Source organism: Trichocoleus sp. DQ-A1, from assembly GCF_039961955.1.
Taxonomy (GTDB): Bacteria; Cyanobacteriota; Cyanobacteriia; order Cyanobacteriales; family FACHB-T130; genus FACHB-T130.
In genome coordinates, this window is record NZ_JAMPKE010000006.1 from 157,188 (window position 1) to 173,350 (window position 16,163).

Sequence of the window (16,163 nt, forward strand, 5' to 3'; positions counted from 1 at the left end):
ATCGTTTGCTCCGGGATGCCATGAACCATGAACCATGAATCATGAACCATTAGCCATTAGCCAGTCTTCCATTAACAATACGGTGACACATCTTCACCACAATCATCCGCCAAATAGGATAAAGCGCGAAAGCGCAAACCCACTAACTGCTCGTAGATGGGATTGAGCTTACACAGCGGTGGAATGTGGACAATTTTGTGACCAAATAGCTTGACATCGCGCTCAAACGGGCATTGGGCAGGAATCATTTTGCACAAGAATCTCGCCAATCGCGGATCGTGAATTTCTAGCCCATCAAGCCATACCCGTACTGGGCGCAGCACATCCCGCTGCCGAATGCGAGCCGCTGCTCCTTTGTCTGAGTCAGCGGAAATCTCGCTTTCTGAGGTAGGAATCAGCGTTTGCCGCAGCAATGAAAGCGCTTTCGGCTGCTGTCCTAATGCCTCACAAAACTGGAATAGCAATTCATCCTCGCTGGAGGAATAAACGCCATCTGCGACTGCCACCATCACAGCGGTACGCAGGAAATCTTCTGCGCTTCTGGCATCTTGCTTAAAAGCCGCTGCTAATTCATCGGCAGTAATCGGTTCGAGCGATCCCAAATCCATTGTGGGCGCTACTTGGTTCTGAGTCAGCGATGAAATTAATTTCTGTTCTTCGGCGTCAAAATTGCCGTCTGCCCAAGCAACCATTAGCAAGCCGCGTATCCAAACCGCCATTTGCTCGCTGGTATAGGGAGACTGAAGTACGCTCGTCATAACACTCTGATTTGCTTGAATTTACGTTGCGATCCCTTTGAGTCGATTCTAGCTCTGGCTCAGCCTCGGATGGCTGTAAACTTAGAGACGGATCTCCTCACTTTATTGATATTTCTGTGAATTCACCAGAATTTGGGTTATTCCTGATTTCGATCCTAGCGAGCGTTGCAGGGCAATTTTTGCTCAAAGCTGGAGCTTTGAAGTTAGGCAGAGTCAATGCAGCTAATTGGATCGGTCATCTTTTCAGCATTCTCGGTACACCAGAACTTCTAGCGGGTCTGGCTTGCTATGGTTTAGGGGCTTTTGTTTATATTTTGCTACTGACGCGGGTGAATCTCAGCATCGCTGGCCCTGCGGTAAGTCTGACTTATGTATTCTCTGTGCTGCTGGGTTATTTTATTTTCCGAGAAGCGATTCCTTTGAGCCGCGTGGTGGGTTTGGGTCTGATTATCAGCGGCGTGGTGTTAGTGATTTGGAAAAATTAAATTTCGTGCATTACGCCCTGCGCCACTTTTTCTTAACCCCTATTGATTGGGCGAAAATACAGAAAGTTGCACGCCGGGTGTCATTAGTAATTGCTAATTGGATTGTATCAACCATCATCCTTCACCCTTTTAGGAGTCGCGACTGCAACTAAACCATATACTCGGATGCCATGTTGTGCGAGCGTTTGAGCCGCAGATTGAGCCGTCGCTCCTGTCGTATAAATGTCATCTAATAACAACACTGGCGTAGATGGACGGCTACGAAGAAATTCTTTTCCAAGGGAGAAAGCGCCAGCTAAGTTTTTTTCTCGCTCGGTGCCAGATAAGCTAAACTGAGCCTCTGTCGCCCGTACCCGTTCCAAACCCAGCGATCGCATGGGGTAGCCGGTATAATCGCAAAAGCTTTGAGCCAGTAAATCTGCCTGATTGTAGCCTCGCTGACTCACTTTGGAGGGGTGCATGGGGATGGGCACTACGGTTAATTTGAGCTGAGCGGATACCGGGGAATTCAGCCATGCTTGAGCAAGCCAATGACCCAACGGACGAGCCAGTTGGGGATGGTTTTCATATTTTAGGGCAGCGATCGCTCTCTTCATTGCCCCTCCATATCCGCCCCAAGCAAACACGGGTAGTTGGCCTTGCCAAAATTGGTTAGGATTGGACATCTGACAGCGTTGCAGTTGCCGCTGACAGTCTTCGCAAAATTCTTGAGAAGTCGGGCGCTGGCAGAGTGGGCAGTTGGACTTCAGAAATAGATTTAGCAAACCTTTTACAGTCTGGCTCCAATGCCCCATCGTCAATACCTCATCCTTGGGGAAGATTTCTTTAAAATACAAATAGGTTTTTGAGCGATCGCGCAAGTAACGTCTAGCTTAATCTTTTACAAAATTAATGAATTTAACTTTAAGAATCAGAGTTTTTTTAAACTTTCACACCGAATTACACCAAAAAATTAGCTGAAGTTCCAGAATAATGGCTGACTCTAATCATGTCAGAAAAAAGTCGTCGAACACGAGCTTCGGGTCGCAGGTCATTGGCCCCATCCTAACAGTGGTGACGCTTGTCGCCATTGAGGTGCTGTCTCAGACAAAATTTGCCATCCCCAACCCAGGCCCGATTTCCCTCACCACGGTTGTTTATGCTACCTTCAGCGGCAGTTTTTGGGCTGGGTTGATTAGCGCAGCGATTTCGTTGGTGTATGCCCTTGGCTTCTTTTCCAACCCCGGACATTTGTTTGAGTACACAGACGAAAATGCCCGTCACTTGCTCGTACTAGCCTTCACCACACCAGCTCTGGTGTTGATGGTCGGGTTTCTAAAGCGCCGCGCAGAACAAGCTTTGAGGCTAGAGGCGACTAACGACATTCTGAATCAGCAACTGGGCGAACGCAAACAGGTCGAGGAAAAGCTGAGGAGGGCAAACGAGCGCTTTGAGCTGGCGGCTGCGGCAATTAATGGGATTATCTACGAATTGGATCTGACTCAGAACACGATAGAAAGGACACAAGGGCTGAGTGATGTTCTAGGCTATCAAATTGAAGAAGCCCAAACAACTGTTCAGTGGTGGATGGAGCGGATTCATCCGGATGACCGACAGCGGGTACACGAGGAAATAAACAGCAAGATCGCCGCCAGTAGTAGTTTTACCGTTGAATATCGGATTCGCCACAAAAACGATCGGTATCTATATGTTTGGGATAGAGGGCTAATCGTGCGAGATGCTGATGGGCGTGCAGTGCGCGTGGTTGGCTGTACTTTAGACATCAGCGAAAGCCGAATTGCTCAAGACGAATGCGATCGCGCTCATTCGCAATTGGAAACCGAACGCGCCCTCCTAGAAGCGGTGCTGCGGCAGCTACCAGTCGGCGCGATTGTTGCGGAAGCTCCCTCCGGGAAGCTGATACTCGGCAACGAGCAGGTGGATCTGATTTGGCGTCATCCTTTTCGGCAATCTAGGGATATTGAGGAGTACCGCGAGTACCAAGGCTTCCACGCCGACGGGCGACCTTATCAGCCGCAGGAATGGCCTTTGGCACGTTCCATCAGCACCGGCGAAGTCGTCATTGATGAAGAAATTCAATTTTTGCGGGGGGATGATACGCGGGGCACAATGCACGTCAGCTCCTCTCCGGTATGCGATCGCGCGGGCAAACTCGTCGCTGCTGTTGTCACCTTTTTCGACATCACCCAGCGCTCTTCAAACCAAGCTTTGTTAGCGACGCAAAACACGGTCTTGGAAATGATTGCCAAAGGTGCCGCCCTCCCCTCCGTACTGGATGTTCTCGCCCGGTTGATCGAACAACAGTCGGATGGCGCTCTGTGTTCCATTCTGCTGATGAACAAAGAAAAGCAAAAACTCTATCGCGGTGCAGCACCCAGCATTCCAAACAGCTACTTTCAAGCAGTCCCTGACGGGATTCCCATCGGTGCTGTAGCTTGCAGTTGCGGTACGGCGGTTTATCGGCGCGAACCAGTAGTTGTGTCGGATATTGCCAACGATTTCCTGTGGGCAGAATACAAAGATTTGCCCTTGTCTCATGGATTCCAAGCGTGTTGGTCAGTCCCGATTTTTGCCACGAATGGAGATATCTTAGGCACTTTTGCGATGTATTACCGCAAGCCGCAACAGCCTAGTTTGCACGACCAGAAACTGGTTGAGATATCGACCAATCTGGCAGGCATCGCCATTGAGCGTCACTGCACCGAAGAGGCAAAGCGGCAAAGCGAAGCCCGATTTCGGCGTCTGGTGGAATCTAATATCATCGGGGTCGTCTTCGCCGACTTTAACGGCAATGTCACCGATACCAACGACGCCTTTTTGAATCTGCTTGGCTACACCCGCCAAGAGCTGCAAACGGGCAAAGTGCGTTGGGATATCATGACCCCGGAGGAATTCGACGATTTGGATCGGCACAAAAACCAAGAAATGCTGAACTCCGGCACGTGTACGCCTTGGGAAAAAGAATACGTTCGTAAAGATGGCAGCCGCGTTCCAGTTCTCGTCGGGTTGGCTCGGTTGGAAGAATCTCCCGATAGTTGCGTTGCTTTTGTCCTCGACCGCACCCAACGCAAGCGTGCAGAGGAAGCACTCAAAGAAAGTGAAAAGCGGTTCCGTCAGCTGGCAGAAAACATCGATGAAGTGTTCTGGATTCGTTCGGACGCTCCGAAACAGTTACTCTATGTCAGTCCCGCCTATGAAAAAATCTGGGGTCGCACGACCGTAAGCCTTTACGAAGACCCTTCATCCTGGGTGAATTCCATCCATCCAGAAGATCGAGAGCGGGTAATCGCTGCGGCGAAAAAGCAGAGCTACGAAAAGTACGATCAAGAGTATCGGATTGCCCGACCCGACGGCGAGGAGCGCTGGATACGCGATCGCGCTTTTCCGATCCAAAACGACCAGGGAGAAGTTTACCGCATTGTCGGCATTGCCGAGGACATCACTCGTGCCAAGAAGTTAGAGGCGACCCTGCGGCAACAGGCAGAAGAATTAGAGAAAGCTAGCCGGATCAAAGACGAATTTTTGGCAATCGTCTCCCACGAACTGCGGACGCCCTTAAACGCGATGCTGGGTTGGGCGACGATGCTCCGGACGCGGAAACTCAATGAAACCACCACCGCGCGGGCGCTAGAGACGATTGAGCGGAACGCCAAATCACAGGTAAAACTGATTGAGGATTTATTAGATGTCTCGCGCCTAATTCGCGGGCAAATCCGCCTGAATATTCGTCCAGTTGACCTGATATCGGTAATTGAGTCATCCATCAATACCGTCTTACCTTCCTGCGAAGCCAAAGCGATCGCTCTAGAATCAATGCTCGCTCCTGATATTGGCGTTGTGATGGGTGATGCAGAACGCTTGCAGCAAATCGTCTGGAATCTGCTTTCCAATGCCATTAAGTTCACACCGGAAGGCGGACGAGTCACGGTAAAGTTGTCAACGGTCAAGGGGAATGAGTCATCGGGAATCGGGAATGGCAACCCATCGAACCCATTCCCCATTCCCAACCACGCCCAAATTGAAATCAGCGACACCGGATTGGGCATCAGTCCTGACTTTCTGCCCTACGTCTTCGAGCGCTTTCGGCAAGCGGATAGTACAACGACGCGATCGCAAGCGGGTTTGGGGCTAGGGTTAGCCATCGTCCGCCAACTGGTGGAACTGCATGGCGGCACCGTTGAGGTGACGAGTCCAGGAGAAGGACTCGGAGCGACCTTTACAGTGCGGTTGCCCCTCTTAGAAAGGACACAGGTAGGACTAAAAACTTCAGGACTGTTAGCGCAGCGGCAGGAAGTGCAGATTGACCTAGAACAAGCAAATGAGAAAACTCAAAATTCCTCTTACTCCTCAACCCTCAACCCTCAGCCCTCAGCCCTCAGCCCTCTTCCCTCCTCTTCTCTCAGTCCTCAGTCCTCAGCCCTCAGTCCTCTTCCCTCCTCTTCCCTCACTCCTCCTGTCCTGAACATTCTGAGTGGAGTGCGGATACTGGTTGTAGATGATGAAGCAGACGCACGAGAATTTCTTTCCACAGCCTTGGAACAGTATGGAGGAAAGATACTTGCTGTGGCATCCGTTCTCGATGCCTTAGAAGCACTCGAACAGTTTCAGCCGGATGTCCTTGTCAGCGACATCGGAATGCCCTTGGAGGATGGCTATTCGCTAATTGCCAAAGTCAGGAACCATTCGGCAGAACGAGTGAGGCGGCTGCCAGCACTCACACTCACCGCCTATGCCAGTAAGGCAGATACCGAGCGAGCGAGCGCTGCGGGTTTCGATGGACACATCGCTAAGCCAGTTGAGCCATCCCTGTTAGCAGAAGCGATCGCTAAGCTTATTCGCTAGACGCACTGCTTGCTCAATTGGCTGAAAGAACGAGAGCGGCGCGATCCCCAAAGTCGGGATTTAACCCTCAAAATAGTATCAGGAGGGGAAAAGCAATCTATGCATATCATACCTTGGGCCGCTCTCGGCTACGGGCTAGTAGTATCTATTTGTACTTTGCTGGGTCTGTGGCTAGGGCCGGAATTATTAAACAATCTTTTTGCAGCGAATGGTTTTATCCCACATGGACATTGCTACTTGTGGAAACCAGGGTTGGTGTCACTTCATGTTGCCACCGATACGTTAATCGGACTGGCGTATGTTTCGATTTCAGTGACGCTAGTTTATTTAGTCCACAAAGCGCGTCGAGATATTCCTTTTCATTCAGTATTTATCGCCTTTGGATTTTTCATTATTGCCTGCGGTGCCACGCATTTTATAGAAGTGTGGACACTATGGATGCCCGTTTATTGGCTATCCGGAACGATTAAATTAATTACAGCGATCGCTTCAGTGACGACAGCCTTGGTAATCCCGCCATTAGTTCCTCAAGTCCTGACGCTGATTGCCTCTGCAAAAACCTCTGAAGATCGTAAACTCCAACTAGAAACGGCAAACGTTGAGTTAGAGACGCTTTACCAAAAACTTAAGGAACTCGACCAATTAAAAACCCAATTTTTTGCCAACGTTAGCCACGACTTGCGGACACCACTTGCCTTGATCTTGGGGCCAACGGAGAAACTGCTCTCCGAGCCGAATCTGACCAACCCAGAACAACGTCACGACCTAGAATTGGTGGATCGTAACGCCCGTACCCTGCTCAAACGGGTCAACGATTTGCTGGATGTCTCCAAGCTGGAGGCAGGCAAAATGGAAGTGAACTACGCACTCAGCGACGTGGCTGAGCTGGTGCGGCTGATTGCTGCCAACTTTGAAACCATTGCAGAAGACCGTCAGATATCCTTCGTTGTCGAAACTCCTCCATCTCTTAGGGCGAGTGTCGATCCAGATAAGTGGCAGCGCATCTGCTTCAATCTACTTTCCAACGCCTTCAAATTCACCCCGATCGGGGGTAGTATCTGCTGCATCCTTGCGGAAGTCAGTCCTCAGGAGCAAGGGCACAGAGGCACAGAGGAGCAAGTCTTCCCCCTGGACTCCCTGTCGTCTTCATCCTTCACCCTCACCATTGAAGATACTGGCCCAGGCGTGCCACCGGAACTCCGGGAAGTCATTTTTGAGCCGTATCGCCAAGAGGAATTCGTTACTCAGCAAGGATTTGGCGGTACTGGTCTGGGGCTAGCCATTGTTAAGGAGTTCGTCGAATTGCACGGCGGCTCCATAGAAGTTAACCAGGCTCCAAAAGGCGGGGCAGTTTTCACGACCTGGATGCCGCAAGCAGCACCCTCAGACGTTCTAAGTACCAATGCAGAAGGGTTGCCAGTACCCGATGGGAATCGCGATTTTCATCTGGATGGGGAGACGATTGCGATCGCGCAACCAGCTGCTACAGACTCCGACAAGCTGACTTCGACAAATCTTCAAATCGATTCGACGCGATCGCCTCAGGCAAAAACATCCACAAATTACAAGGAAATTGCCCTTTCTGTAATGGCAGAACTGGGGCATCAACCCAACGATTTGGAATCGGCATTAAATTACCAGTCATCAAAAATTTTCCCATCAGAACAGTCCGCGCAAAATCCTCAAGGTGAAATTTCTAATTCTCAATCCCCACTCGTGCTGGTAGTTGAAGACAATCCGGAAATGAATCGCTTCATCGTCGAGAGTTTAGCGCCAGAGAATCGGGTCGTAAGTGCCCGGAATGGGCAGGAAGGATTGGAAAAAGCGATCGTACTGCATCCTGACTTAATCCTCACCGATATGATGATGCCTCAAATGAACGGCGACCAGCTAGTGCGGGAAGTCAGAGCCATCAAGGAACTCGATACGATCCCGATTGTTCTGCTGACGGCGAAAGCAGACGACGAGCTACGGGTGCAGATGTTACGAGAAGGCGTACAAGATTACCTGATGAAGCCCTTTCATATCGAGGAACTCCGGGCGCGGGTGGGCAATGCGATCGCTATGAAACGCACCCGTGAGATTCTTCAGCAGGAGTTACAAACTCTGGATATAGACCTCGCCACCTTAGCCAAAGAACTCACCTCCCGCCAGCGCGAATTGCAGGCTTCCCATCAGAATTTAGAAATTCGGGTTCGGGAAAGAACTGCCGAACTCGCAACAGCCAATGAATTACTTCAAGAACAAATTGCCCTGGCTCAACAAGCCGAACAAGAGCTGCGGAAGAGCGAACAACGCTTCCGCAGCTACTTTGAACTTCCTTTAGTCGGAATCGCCATCAGTTCGCCAGACAAAGGTTGGCTAGACGCCAACGATAAATTGTGCGACATCTTTGGCTATTCCCGGCAAGAACTCACGCAAATGACTTGGGATCAATTAACTCATCCCGATGATTTGCCAGCCGATGTAGAGCAATTCCAGCGGATTTTAGCAGGCGAAATTGAAGCCTACTCAATGGACAAGCGGTTTATCCGCAAAGATGGTCAAACGATCCACGCCAGCATCTCGACTCGCTGCGTGCGCCGTACTGACGGCTCAATTGATTACTTCGTGGCTCTCGTTCAGGACATCACCGAACGGTACCAAGCACTTCAAGCACTCAAATGGGAAAGATCCATCCTTCGCAGCTTCTTCGATAGCGCTTCTTTGATGATGGGAATTGTCGAATTGGTGGAAGATGACATCCGGCATATTTCTGATAACTCCACCTCAGCAAAGTTCTTTGGGCTAACTCCCGAAGCGATGCAAAATCGACTGAGTAGCAGTTTGGGAGTCCCGCCGCAATACCTGCGATTGTGGATTCATCAATATCGGTTGGCTCAACGCACCCAGACAACCATCCGCTTTGAATACCCTCACGAGACTGACTTGGGTAAGAAGTGGCTGTCTGCTAGCGTCTGTCCCATCGAGGGAGCTTCCAGTTTGCATCCGAAATTTGCGTATGTGATTGAAGACATCACCAACCGCAAGAAATCTGAGAAAGAACGGCTCCAGCTCGTCCGCGAACAGGAAGCGCGTGCCCAAGCTGAAGAGGCGCAGCAGCGTTATCTCTCCCTAGCAGAGGCGATACCGCAGATGGTGTGGACGGCACAGCCAGATGGGTCAGTGGATTACTACAACCAACGCTGGTTTGACTACACGGGAACGACGCTGGAGCAAGCCCAAGGCTGGGGATGGCAGCCTATACTCCATCCAGACGATTTGCAGGCATCGGTAGACGGCTGGAACAATGCTATTGATACGGGTGAGACTTACGAAGCGGAATGCCGCTTTAAGAGAGCCTCAGATGGCGTTTACCGCTGGCATCTGGTTCGGGCATTGCCGCTACGCGATCGCCATCAATGGGTCGTCAAGTGGTTCGGGACTTGCACCGACATTGACGATCGCAAGCGCGCGGAACAGTCACGGCAATTCCTCTCGGAAGCTGGCGTCGTGCTGGCTGACTCGCTGGATTATCAAGCTACGTTAGAACGCCTCGTACATCTGGCGGTGCCGCACCTTGCCGACTGGTGCGCCGTCCATACAGTTGAGCCGGATGGCACGATTCGCCAACGAGCGGTTGCCCATGCAGACGCCTCAAAGGTTGAGCTGGCATGGGAGGTAGAGCGTCGTTATCCCTTCGATCCCAAGGTGCCCCGTGGTTTGGCGAAAGTGTTGCATTCCGGTGAGGCAAAACTCGCTCCAGAGGTTTCCGATGAATTGCTCGTCGCGATCGCCCGCGATCCGGAACACTTGGAAATCCTCCGCAAGGCAGATTTCAAGTCTTATATGTGCCTACCATTAATTGCCCGTGGACGAATCTTGGGAGCGATCGCCTTTATTACTGCCGAATCGGGTCGTCACTACAATCAGGCGGATCTCTCCTTGGCTTCTGAACTAGCTCACCGCGCTGCCTTGGCGGTAGACAATGCGCGACTTTACCACGAAGCTCAAGAAGCCAATCGCATGAAAGACCAGTTCCTGGCGATTGTCTCCCACGAACTGCGAACTCCGATCAACGCCGTCCTGGGTTGGGCACAGCTACTCCGCAGTCGCAAGTTTGATGAAAACCGGACGGCGCAGGCGTTGGAAACTATCGAGCGCAATGCCAAGGCACAGACGCAGCTGATTGAGTCGCTTTTGGATGTCTCGCGCATGATCCGGGGGAACTTGCCCCTCAGTCTCCTCCCAGTTGACCTAGTGCCGGTGATTCAAACTTCAATTAATTCTGTACTGGCAACAGCTCAGACACGGGAAATTCAAGTAGAGACAGTGCTAGACCCCTCTGGCAGACGTGTCCAAGGCGATCCCGTCCGATTGCAGCAGGTAATGTCAAATCTACTCTCGAATGCCCTCAAGTTCACACCGAACGGCGGACAAGTGACGGTGCGAATGTCAATCGTTATGGGGAATAGGTCATCGGTAATGGCTAATGCGGAAGAATCTCACCCATTACCCATTACCAATTACCAATTACCAATTACCCACTATGCCCAAATCCAAATCAGCGACACCGGAGTGGGTATTACTCCTGACTTTTTGCCCCATGTCTTTGACTTGTTCCGTCAGGCTGATAGTACAACCACGCGATCGCATGGAGGTCTAGGGCTAGGACTCGCGATTGTCCGCTATCTTGTAGAAATGCATGGCGGCACTGTCAGCGCCCAAAGCCCAGGCGAAGGACTCGGAGCCACTTTTACGGTGCGCCTACCTCTTTTAGAGAGTACGCAAGTAGAGCTGAAAACTTCAGGAGTCTTAGCGCACCAGCACGAAGTGCCGACTGAGGTAGAAGACACGAATCAGGAAAGAAAAAATTCCTCATCCCCTTCCCCTTCCCTGAATCCTCAATCCTCTTCCCTGAATCCTCAATCCTCTTCACTCAATCCTCACTCCTCATCCCCTTCCTCTTCCCTGAATCCTCAGCCCTCAGTCCTCTTCCCTGAATCCTCTTCCCTGAATCCTCAGTCCTCAGTCCTCAGCCCTCAGTCCTCTTCCTCTTCCCTCAATCCTCATGCTCTAAGCGGATTGCGCCTTTTGTTGGTGGAAGATGATGCCGATATTCGCGAAGTCGTTGTCACTACTCTAGAGGAAGCAGGAGCAAGTGTGACAGCCGTGGCATCAGTGCCAGAAGCCATAAAGGCACTGGATCGAGAGTTGCCAGACCTGTTGATTAGCGATATTGGAATGCCATTAGAGGATGGCTATGAGCTGATTCGCCAGCTACGGAATCGAGAACCCGAACGCGGAGGCAAGATTCCCGCGATCGCGCTGACCGCCTACGCCACTGAGGAAGATCGGCTGCAAACTCTTGCCGCTGGCTATCAGCGCCATCTTTCTAAGCCGGTGGAAACCGCCCAGTTGGTAGCAGTCGTGGCGAATCTTTGGAAATCTGCGGGTCAAATTCAGAATGATGAATAAATAATTAAGTTATGATGCATTGTTCCCTATTTACCCTTTCACCTGAGTGGAAAAACTCCACTGGCTCGACCAAATTCAACCCTTCGACCGCACCCTGGTAGGCGACAAAGCTTTTTACTTGAGCCGACTCATACAGCGTGGCTATCCGGTCGTGCCCGGTTTTGTCGTTCCGGCAACCGCAGCCCGTCAATTTCTCGAAAGCATTCAATGGTCGGCACCGCTTGGCTTAGACCTGCCCTATTCTTCGCTACATCTGGATGTAGATAATCCCCGCCAACTACAGAGCGTTGCTCAAACGATTCGGCAGGAAATTACAGCCGCTACGCTACCGTCGTCTTGGATGTCGGAGATAGAATCGGCACAAGCGCATTGGCAAACGAAGGTGCTGATTTTGCGCCCCTCTTTGGCTTTAGATCCGGCGTCTAAAGTTCAGGCAACCGGGGTGCTTTTACCAGAGTCTGGGCTTTTAGAATCCCACGTTTGTCTGGCGACGCCAGAGAGCTTGGCGATGGGTTTGAAGCTGGCTTGGGCAGAGCTGTTTCGTGCCAGAAGTTTGTTTTATTGGCACTGTTGGGGTATTCAGACTGCTCAGCTGAACTTGGCGATTTTAGTGCAACCCGTCTTAGATGCGATCGCTTCCGGGACTCTTCACGCAACTCCAGAGTGCTGGGAAATTCAGTCAACCTGGGGACTGGGCAAGGCGCTAGTCTTGGGAGAAGTGGTTCCAGATTTCTATCAGGTGCAACCAGAAACGGGGGAAGTGCAAACTCGATATCTGGGCAGTAAAACCCGTGCTTATCGTCTTGAGAACTTTAGGGACGCCCAAACCCACACAAACAGCACGGAGAATTTCGCAAGCGCCCACCCTTCTCGATTAAGGGTAGATAATTGTCTAGAAGCTTATCTGCTCAACGAAGAGCAACAAAAATATTACGCCCTGGAAGAAAAACACTTAGATGTTCTCATTCAACTGGCGAAGCAACTGAGGACTGAACTCGGACCAACTTTTACTTTGGAGTGGACGCTCTCTCCAGGAAAAGAAAATGAAGGCAACCAGTTGTCTCTCACACAAGTCATCGTTGGGCACTCAGCAATGAGCTTGAAGGAGTCCAAAATTAAAGTAGGAGCGGTTAAGGAATCCTTACAGCACTCAGTAGAGATCGGTCATTCCTCCTTGATGCTCGCTCCTTTATCCTTCTTTTCAGCCCAGACTCAGCACCGCCTACAGGAAGGGAAAGTGCCTACAGTGCCAGAACCAGACCTAAAGCCTTTGATCGAGGGGCTGGGAGCGTCAGCAGGACGAACCATTGCGATCGCTCATGTATTAACTGATTCCAATCATCTCCACTTCCCGGATACCGATGGAGATGAAAACTCGCCTGTTAATGGGAAAATTTTAGTCGTCAAAAGCATTACTCCCGATCGGCTGGTACTGCTAAAACAGGCTGTCGCTGTGGTTGCCGAACAGGGTGCGATGACTTGTCACGCTGCCATTATTGCCAGGGAATTAGGCATCCCAGCGGTTGTTGGTGCTGTCGGTGCCACCCGGCTGATTCAAACCGGCGACGCCGTGCTAGTAGATGGTGACAAGGGAGCAGTTTATCGCGTTGAGGCTCAAGCAGGCGAGCGGGAGAAAATTCTTCCGCACTCCTCTCTCTCCACCCCACACTCTGCACCCTTCACCCCGCACTCTGGACTCCCCACTCCACACGCTGCACTTTCCACCCCGCACTCTGGACTCTCCACGCCTCACGCTGCACTTTCCACTCCTCGTCCCTCAGCCCTCAGCCCTCAGCCCTCAGTCCTCAGTCCTCAGCCCTCAGCCCTCAGTCCTCAGCCCTCAGTCCTCAGTCCTCAGCCCTCAGCCCTCAGTCCTCAGCCCTCAGTCCTCAGTCCTCAGTCCTCAGTCCTCGCAACTCAACTGCTGGTCAACCTCAGTCAACCCAGCAGTATCAAACGCGCGGCTCAGATGCCGGTGGATGGAGTAGGATTATTGCGCTCTGAGCTGATGCTGCTGGAAGTTTTGCAGGGACAACATCCTCAACGATGGCTCCAGCAGCAGCGTGAAGACGAGTTGAGGGAAATTCTTGCCCAACAACTGTGCCAGTTTGCCGAGGCATTTGCGCCTCGCCCGGTATTTTATCGCTCTCTAGATTTGCGATCGCATGAATTTCAATACTTAGTTGGTGGTTCTTTGGGGCACCCGGAAGCCAATCCGATGCTAGGGATGAGGGGAACATTCAGCTATGTTTCCAATCCCGCCTTGTTCGATGTAGAACTGGCAGCTTTAGTACGGGTGCAGCAATTGGGATATACCAATGTCCGCTTGCTGTTGCCTTTTGTCCGCACGGTGGAAGAGTTTTCCTTCTGTCGCCGCCGCGTTGAACAAGCCGGACTCAGCCAATCGCCTCAATTCCAACTCTGGATCGTCGCTGAAGTGCCGTCGGTTCTATTTTTGCTACCTGATTACGTGAAAGCGGGCGTCCAGGGAATCTCGATTGGCACTAACGATCTCACCCAGCTGCTGCTGGGAGTTGACCGAGACCAAGCGCAGATGGCGGCGGCGTTTGATGAGCGTCATCCAGCAGTCACGCAAGCGATCGCGCAACTCATCCAAATGGCAAAACAGGCAGGAATTCCCTGCTGCATCTGCGGTCAAGCACCGGCTCAATATCCAGAGTTGATCGATCGGCTTGTGCAGTGGGGCATTCCCTCAATTTCTGTGGAACTAGATGCCGTTGAGCGAACCTATAACGCGATCGCTCGTGCCGAACAACGCCTTCTCTTAGCAGCCGCCCGTCGTCAGTTGAATCAATAAGTAGCGATCGGCAAAAATCTGGTAGAGACGGTTTCAAATCCACACCCACTTTTTGCCCTTTGTCTTAAGTCATCCTATTTTCAAGGGTTGTCTTTCAAGGGGTGTCTGCCAACCGATTTTTCTAATAATTCCCTTCCGAGAAAGGTTAATAGATCCTACTTAAGGCTGTTGCGCTTTTGCTTCTAATCGTGAACAACTAAAGAGTATACCTATCATAGAATTCGTGTGGTTTCACCTTGGCGAAATCCACTCCTGCTGGAAGAGTACACAATGAGCCGCGTCGTTGTCTGTTTTTACAGTGGCAGATGGATTCCAATTATGTTTTGTCCCTTGGTAGAAGCGATCGCGTTTCACCAGAATGCACTAAAAGAGGGAAAGGAAATTTTTATTTTTCCCCCTAATTGCGATCCAAACGATTTCTTGAGTGACCTAACTTATATTCAACCCCCCGTCCTTGGGGAAGCGGGGGGGTTGACAAACTTAGCAATTTTGAAACCCTACGATCGATCGCAGTCAATCGCTGATTAATAGCGGAAAATTGCTGCTACCGGAGCCTCATCCGGTACTTTTTCCGGCTCCACTGCATAGACTTTACCACCGTTCAAAATTGTATGAGTAGCGGCAAAATCCAACATATCTTCGTCGTCCGCCTGTGGTTCAGGGTGTAAATCTACGGTCATGGTTTCAGGGTCAAAGTGACCCCAGCGCTGCTCGCCGACCGCCACAAACAAAGAATCAACCCGGTGATAATAAGCAGATTGGATGATTTCTTTGATATCGTGGGATACTTTACTCGTATCGTTTCCAGCCAGTTCTTTGTATACCTCTACAACCCCCTCAATATTCTCTTGTAACAGAGGCTCCACAATCGGTAAAGCGAGTTCGTGCAATTCTTCTGGCTTAAATATTTCCGGATTTCCAGTAATTCCTTCCTCCACCAAATGTTGATAAGTATTTGCCTCTTTGTAAATCGGGAAAAGATACTCAACTCCCGCTAACACCAAAGGGCCTTTCTTATTCCGGAAGAAGTCATGCAATGCACCATCAATCTGATGGAAAAATTGCAGGAGATCCTTCTTGATATCATCCTGATCCGGGCTTCCCTGCCCGTGGAAACTACCGGGTTGCTGAAAAGTATTGTTGGTTCCCCCCTTTGATGTGGCAATCCGAATCTGACCGTCCTTGGAAGTCGCGTCATATTGGAGAGCTTCATCCTTGCTTTTCGGCAAGTTTTCAATATGCACCTCTTTGACCGTAGTGCGCGTTGCCTGAAGCAGCCGGACATCCTTTTGGCTAAGGGCTAGGATGTAGAACCGTCCATCGTTGTTGACGATAGGCAACAGCGGCTTAATATGAAAGCGATCGCTAACCACTACCAATTCTTCAACATCAACCGGAAGCTGGTAGTAACGAAAGACTTCGGGAGAGATAAAAATTGCTACCCCCTCGCCTTGGTTTTCTTCCCAAAACTCAGGGCTATCAATCGCATTCGCTTGCTCAAGCCATGTCATCGCCTCATTGTGGTCAATCCCCATTTCCTCCAAGCGTTGCTCAGCCTCACGCATGAGATTCTTGAAGCGAATCGGGTTTTGTCGAATCTCTGGCCCTGCCTTTTCCATCGGCATATAAATCGAGATACAGGGACTAGCGGAATTTTCTATCAAACTTTTTAATTCATCAGTAGACAATAGCGGCATCTGATTGGACTCCTTTCAAAAATATTCAGAAAGGACGACAAAAATTGGCAATCTCTAAAGAAAGATATGGCGGAAAAGGCCATACAGGAAATCCGCCCTTCTAGGG

General features: G+C 50.8%; 8 protein-coding genes. 5 read left to right on the forward strand and 3 right to left on the reverse strand.

Annotated features, from left to right (window positions below):
* Positions 1 to 71: 71 nt before the first annotated feature.
* The gene (locus NDI33_RS08770) at positions 72 to 758 is read right to left on the reverse strand and encodes a Mo-dependent nitrogenase C-terminal domain-containing protein (RefSeq protein ID WP_190426999.1); all 687 of its coding nucleotides are present in this window, start codon (positions 756 to 758) and stop codon (positions 72 to 74) included.
* 116 nt (positions 759 to 874) lie between these two features.
* Here NDI33_RS08770 and NDI33_RS08775 point away from each other — a divergent pair, with 116 nt between their 5' ends.
* On the forward strand, positions 875 to 1,243 hold the full coding sequence (locus NDI33_RS08775; protein WP_190414128.1) for an EamA family transporter: 369 nt from the start codon (positions 875 to 877) through the stop codon (positions 1,241 to 1,243).
* 107 nt (positions 1,244 to 1,350) lie between these two features.
* On the opposite strand, the gene NDI33_RS08780 is transcribed toward NDI33_RS08775, so the two are convergent.
* Positions 1,351 to 2,037 carry a ComF family protein gene (locus NDI33_RS08780; RefSeq protein WP_190414126.1) on the reverse strand — a complete coding sequence of 229 codons (687 nt, stop codon included), beginning with the start codon at positions 2,035 to 2,037 and terminating at the stop codon, positions 1,351 to 1,353.
* A 178-nt stretch (positions 2,038 to 2,215) separates the two neighbouring features.
* On the opposite strand from NDI33_RS08780, the gene NDI33_RS08785 reads away from it, so the two are divergent.
* The 4 genes from NDI33_RS08785 to NDI33_RS08800 all read left to right on the forward strand — a co-directional run bounded on the left by NDI33_RS08785 (position 2,216) and on the right by NDI33_RS08800 (position 14,888).
* A complete protein-coding gene (locus NDI33_RS08785) occupies positions 2,216 to 6,085 on the forward strand; it encodes a PAS domain-containing protein (RefSeq protein WP_190673713.1) in 3,870 nt (1,289 codons plus the stop codon).
* Positions 6,086 to 6,184: 99 nt separating this feature from the next.
* Positions 6,185 to 11,542, forward strand: a complete 5,358-nt coding sequence (locus NDI33_RS08790; protein WP_242033040.1) for a PAS domain S-box protein — start codon at positions 6,185 to 6,187, stop codon at positions 11,540 to 11,542.
* A 46-nt stretch (positions 11,543 to 11,588) separates the two neighbouring features.
* Positions 11,589 to 14,360 carry a putative PEP-binding protein gene (locus tag NDI33_RS08795; RefSeq protein ID WP_190673715.1) on the forward strand — a complete coding sequence of 924 codons (2,772 nt, stop codon included), beginning with the start codon at positions 11,589 to 11,591 and terminating at the stop codon, positions 14,358 to 14,360.
* 270 nt (positions 14,361 to 14,630) lie between these two features.
* Complete coding sequence (locus NDI33_RS08800; RefSeq protein ID WP_190414119.1) at positions 14,631 to 14,888, forward strand: hypothetical protein; 258 nt, start codon at positions 14,631 to 14,633, stop codon at positions 14,886 to 14,888.
* Here the strand turns inward: NDI33_RS08800 and NDI33_RS08805 are convergent.
* Positions 14,885 to 16,057: a hypothetical protein gene (locus NDI33_RS08805; RefSeq protein ID WP_190673717.1), complete on the reverse strand. Its 1,173-nt coding sequence runs from the start codon at positions 16,055 to 16,057 to the stop codon at positions 14,885 to 14,887. The genes NDI33_RS08800 and NDI33_RS08805 overlap by 4 nt on opposite strands.
* Positions 16,058 to 16,163 lie beyond the last annotated feature (106 nt).

What these genes read in the sequence shown, in the direction of transcription:
- NDI33_RS08780 (WP_190414126.1), bottom strand. Translation starts at nt 2,037, where the DNA reads ATGGGGCATTGGAGCCAGACTGTAAAAGGTTTGCTAAATCTATTTCTG.
- NDI33_RS08800 (WP_190414119.1), top strand. Translation starts at nt 14,631, where the DNA reads ATGAGCCGCGTCGTTGTCTGTTTTTACAGTGGCAGATGGATTCCAATT.
- NDI33_RS08785 (WP_190673713.1), top strand. Translation starts at nt 2,216, where the DNA reads ATGGCTGACTCTAATCATGTCAGAAAAAAGTCGTCGAACACGAGCTTC.
- NDI33_RS08770 (WP_190426999.1), bottom strand. Translation starts at nt 758, where the DNA reads ATGACGAGCGTACTTCAGTCTCCCTATACCAGCGAGCAAATGGCGGTT.
- NDI33_RS08790 (WP_242033040.1), top strand. Translation starts at nt 6,185, where the DNA reads ATGCATATCATACCTTGGGCCGCTCTCGGCTACGGGCTAGTAGTATCT.
- NDI33_RS08805 (WP_190673717.1), bottom strand. Translation starts at nt 16,057, where the DNA reads ATGCCGCTATTGTCTACTGATGAATTAAAAAGTTTGATAGAAAATTCC.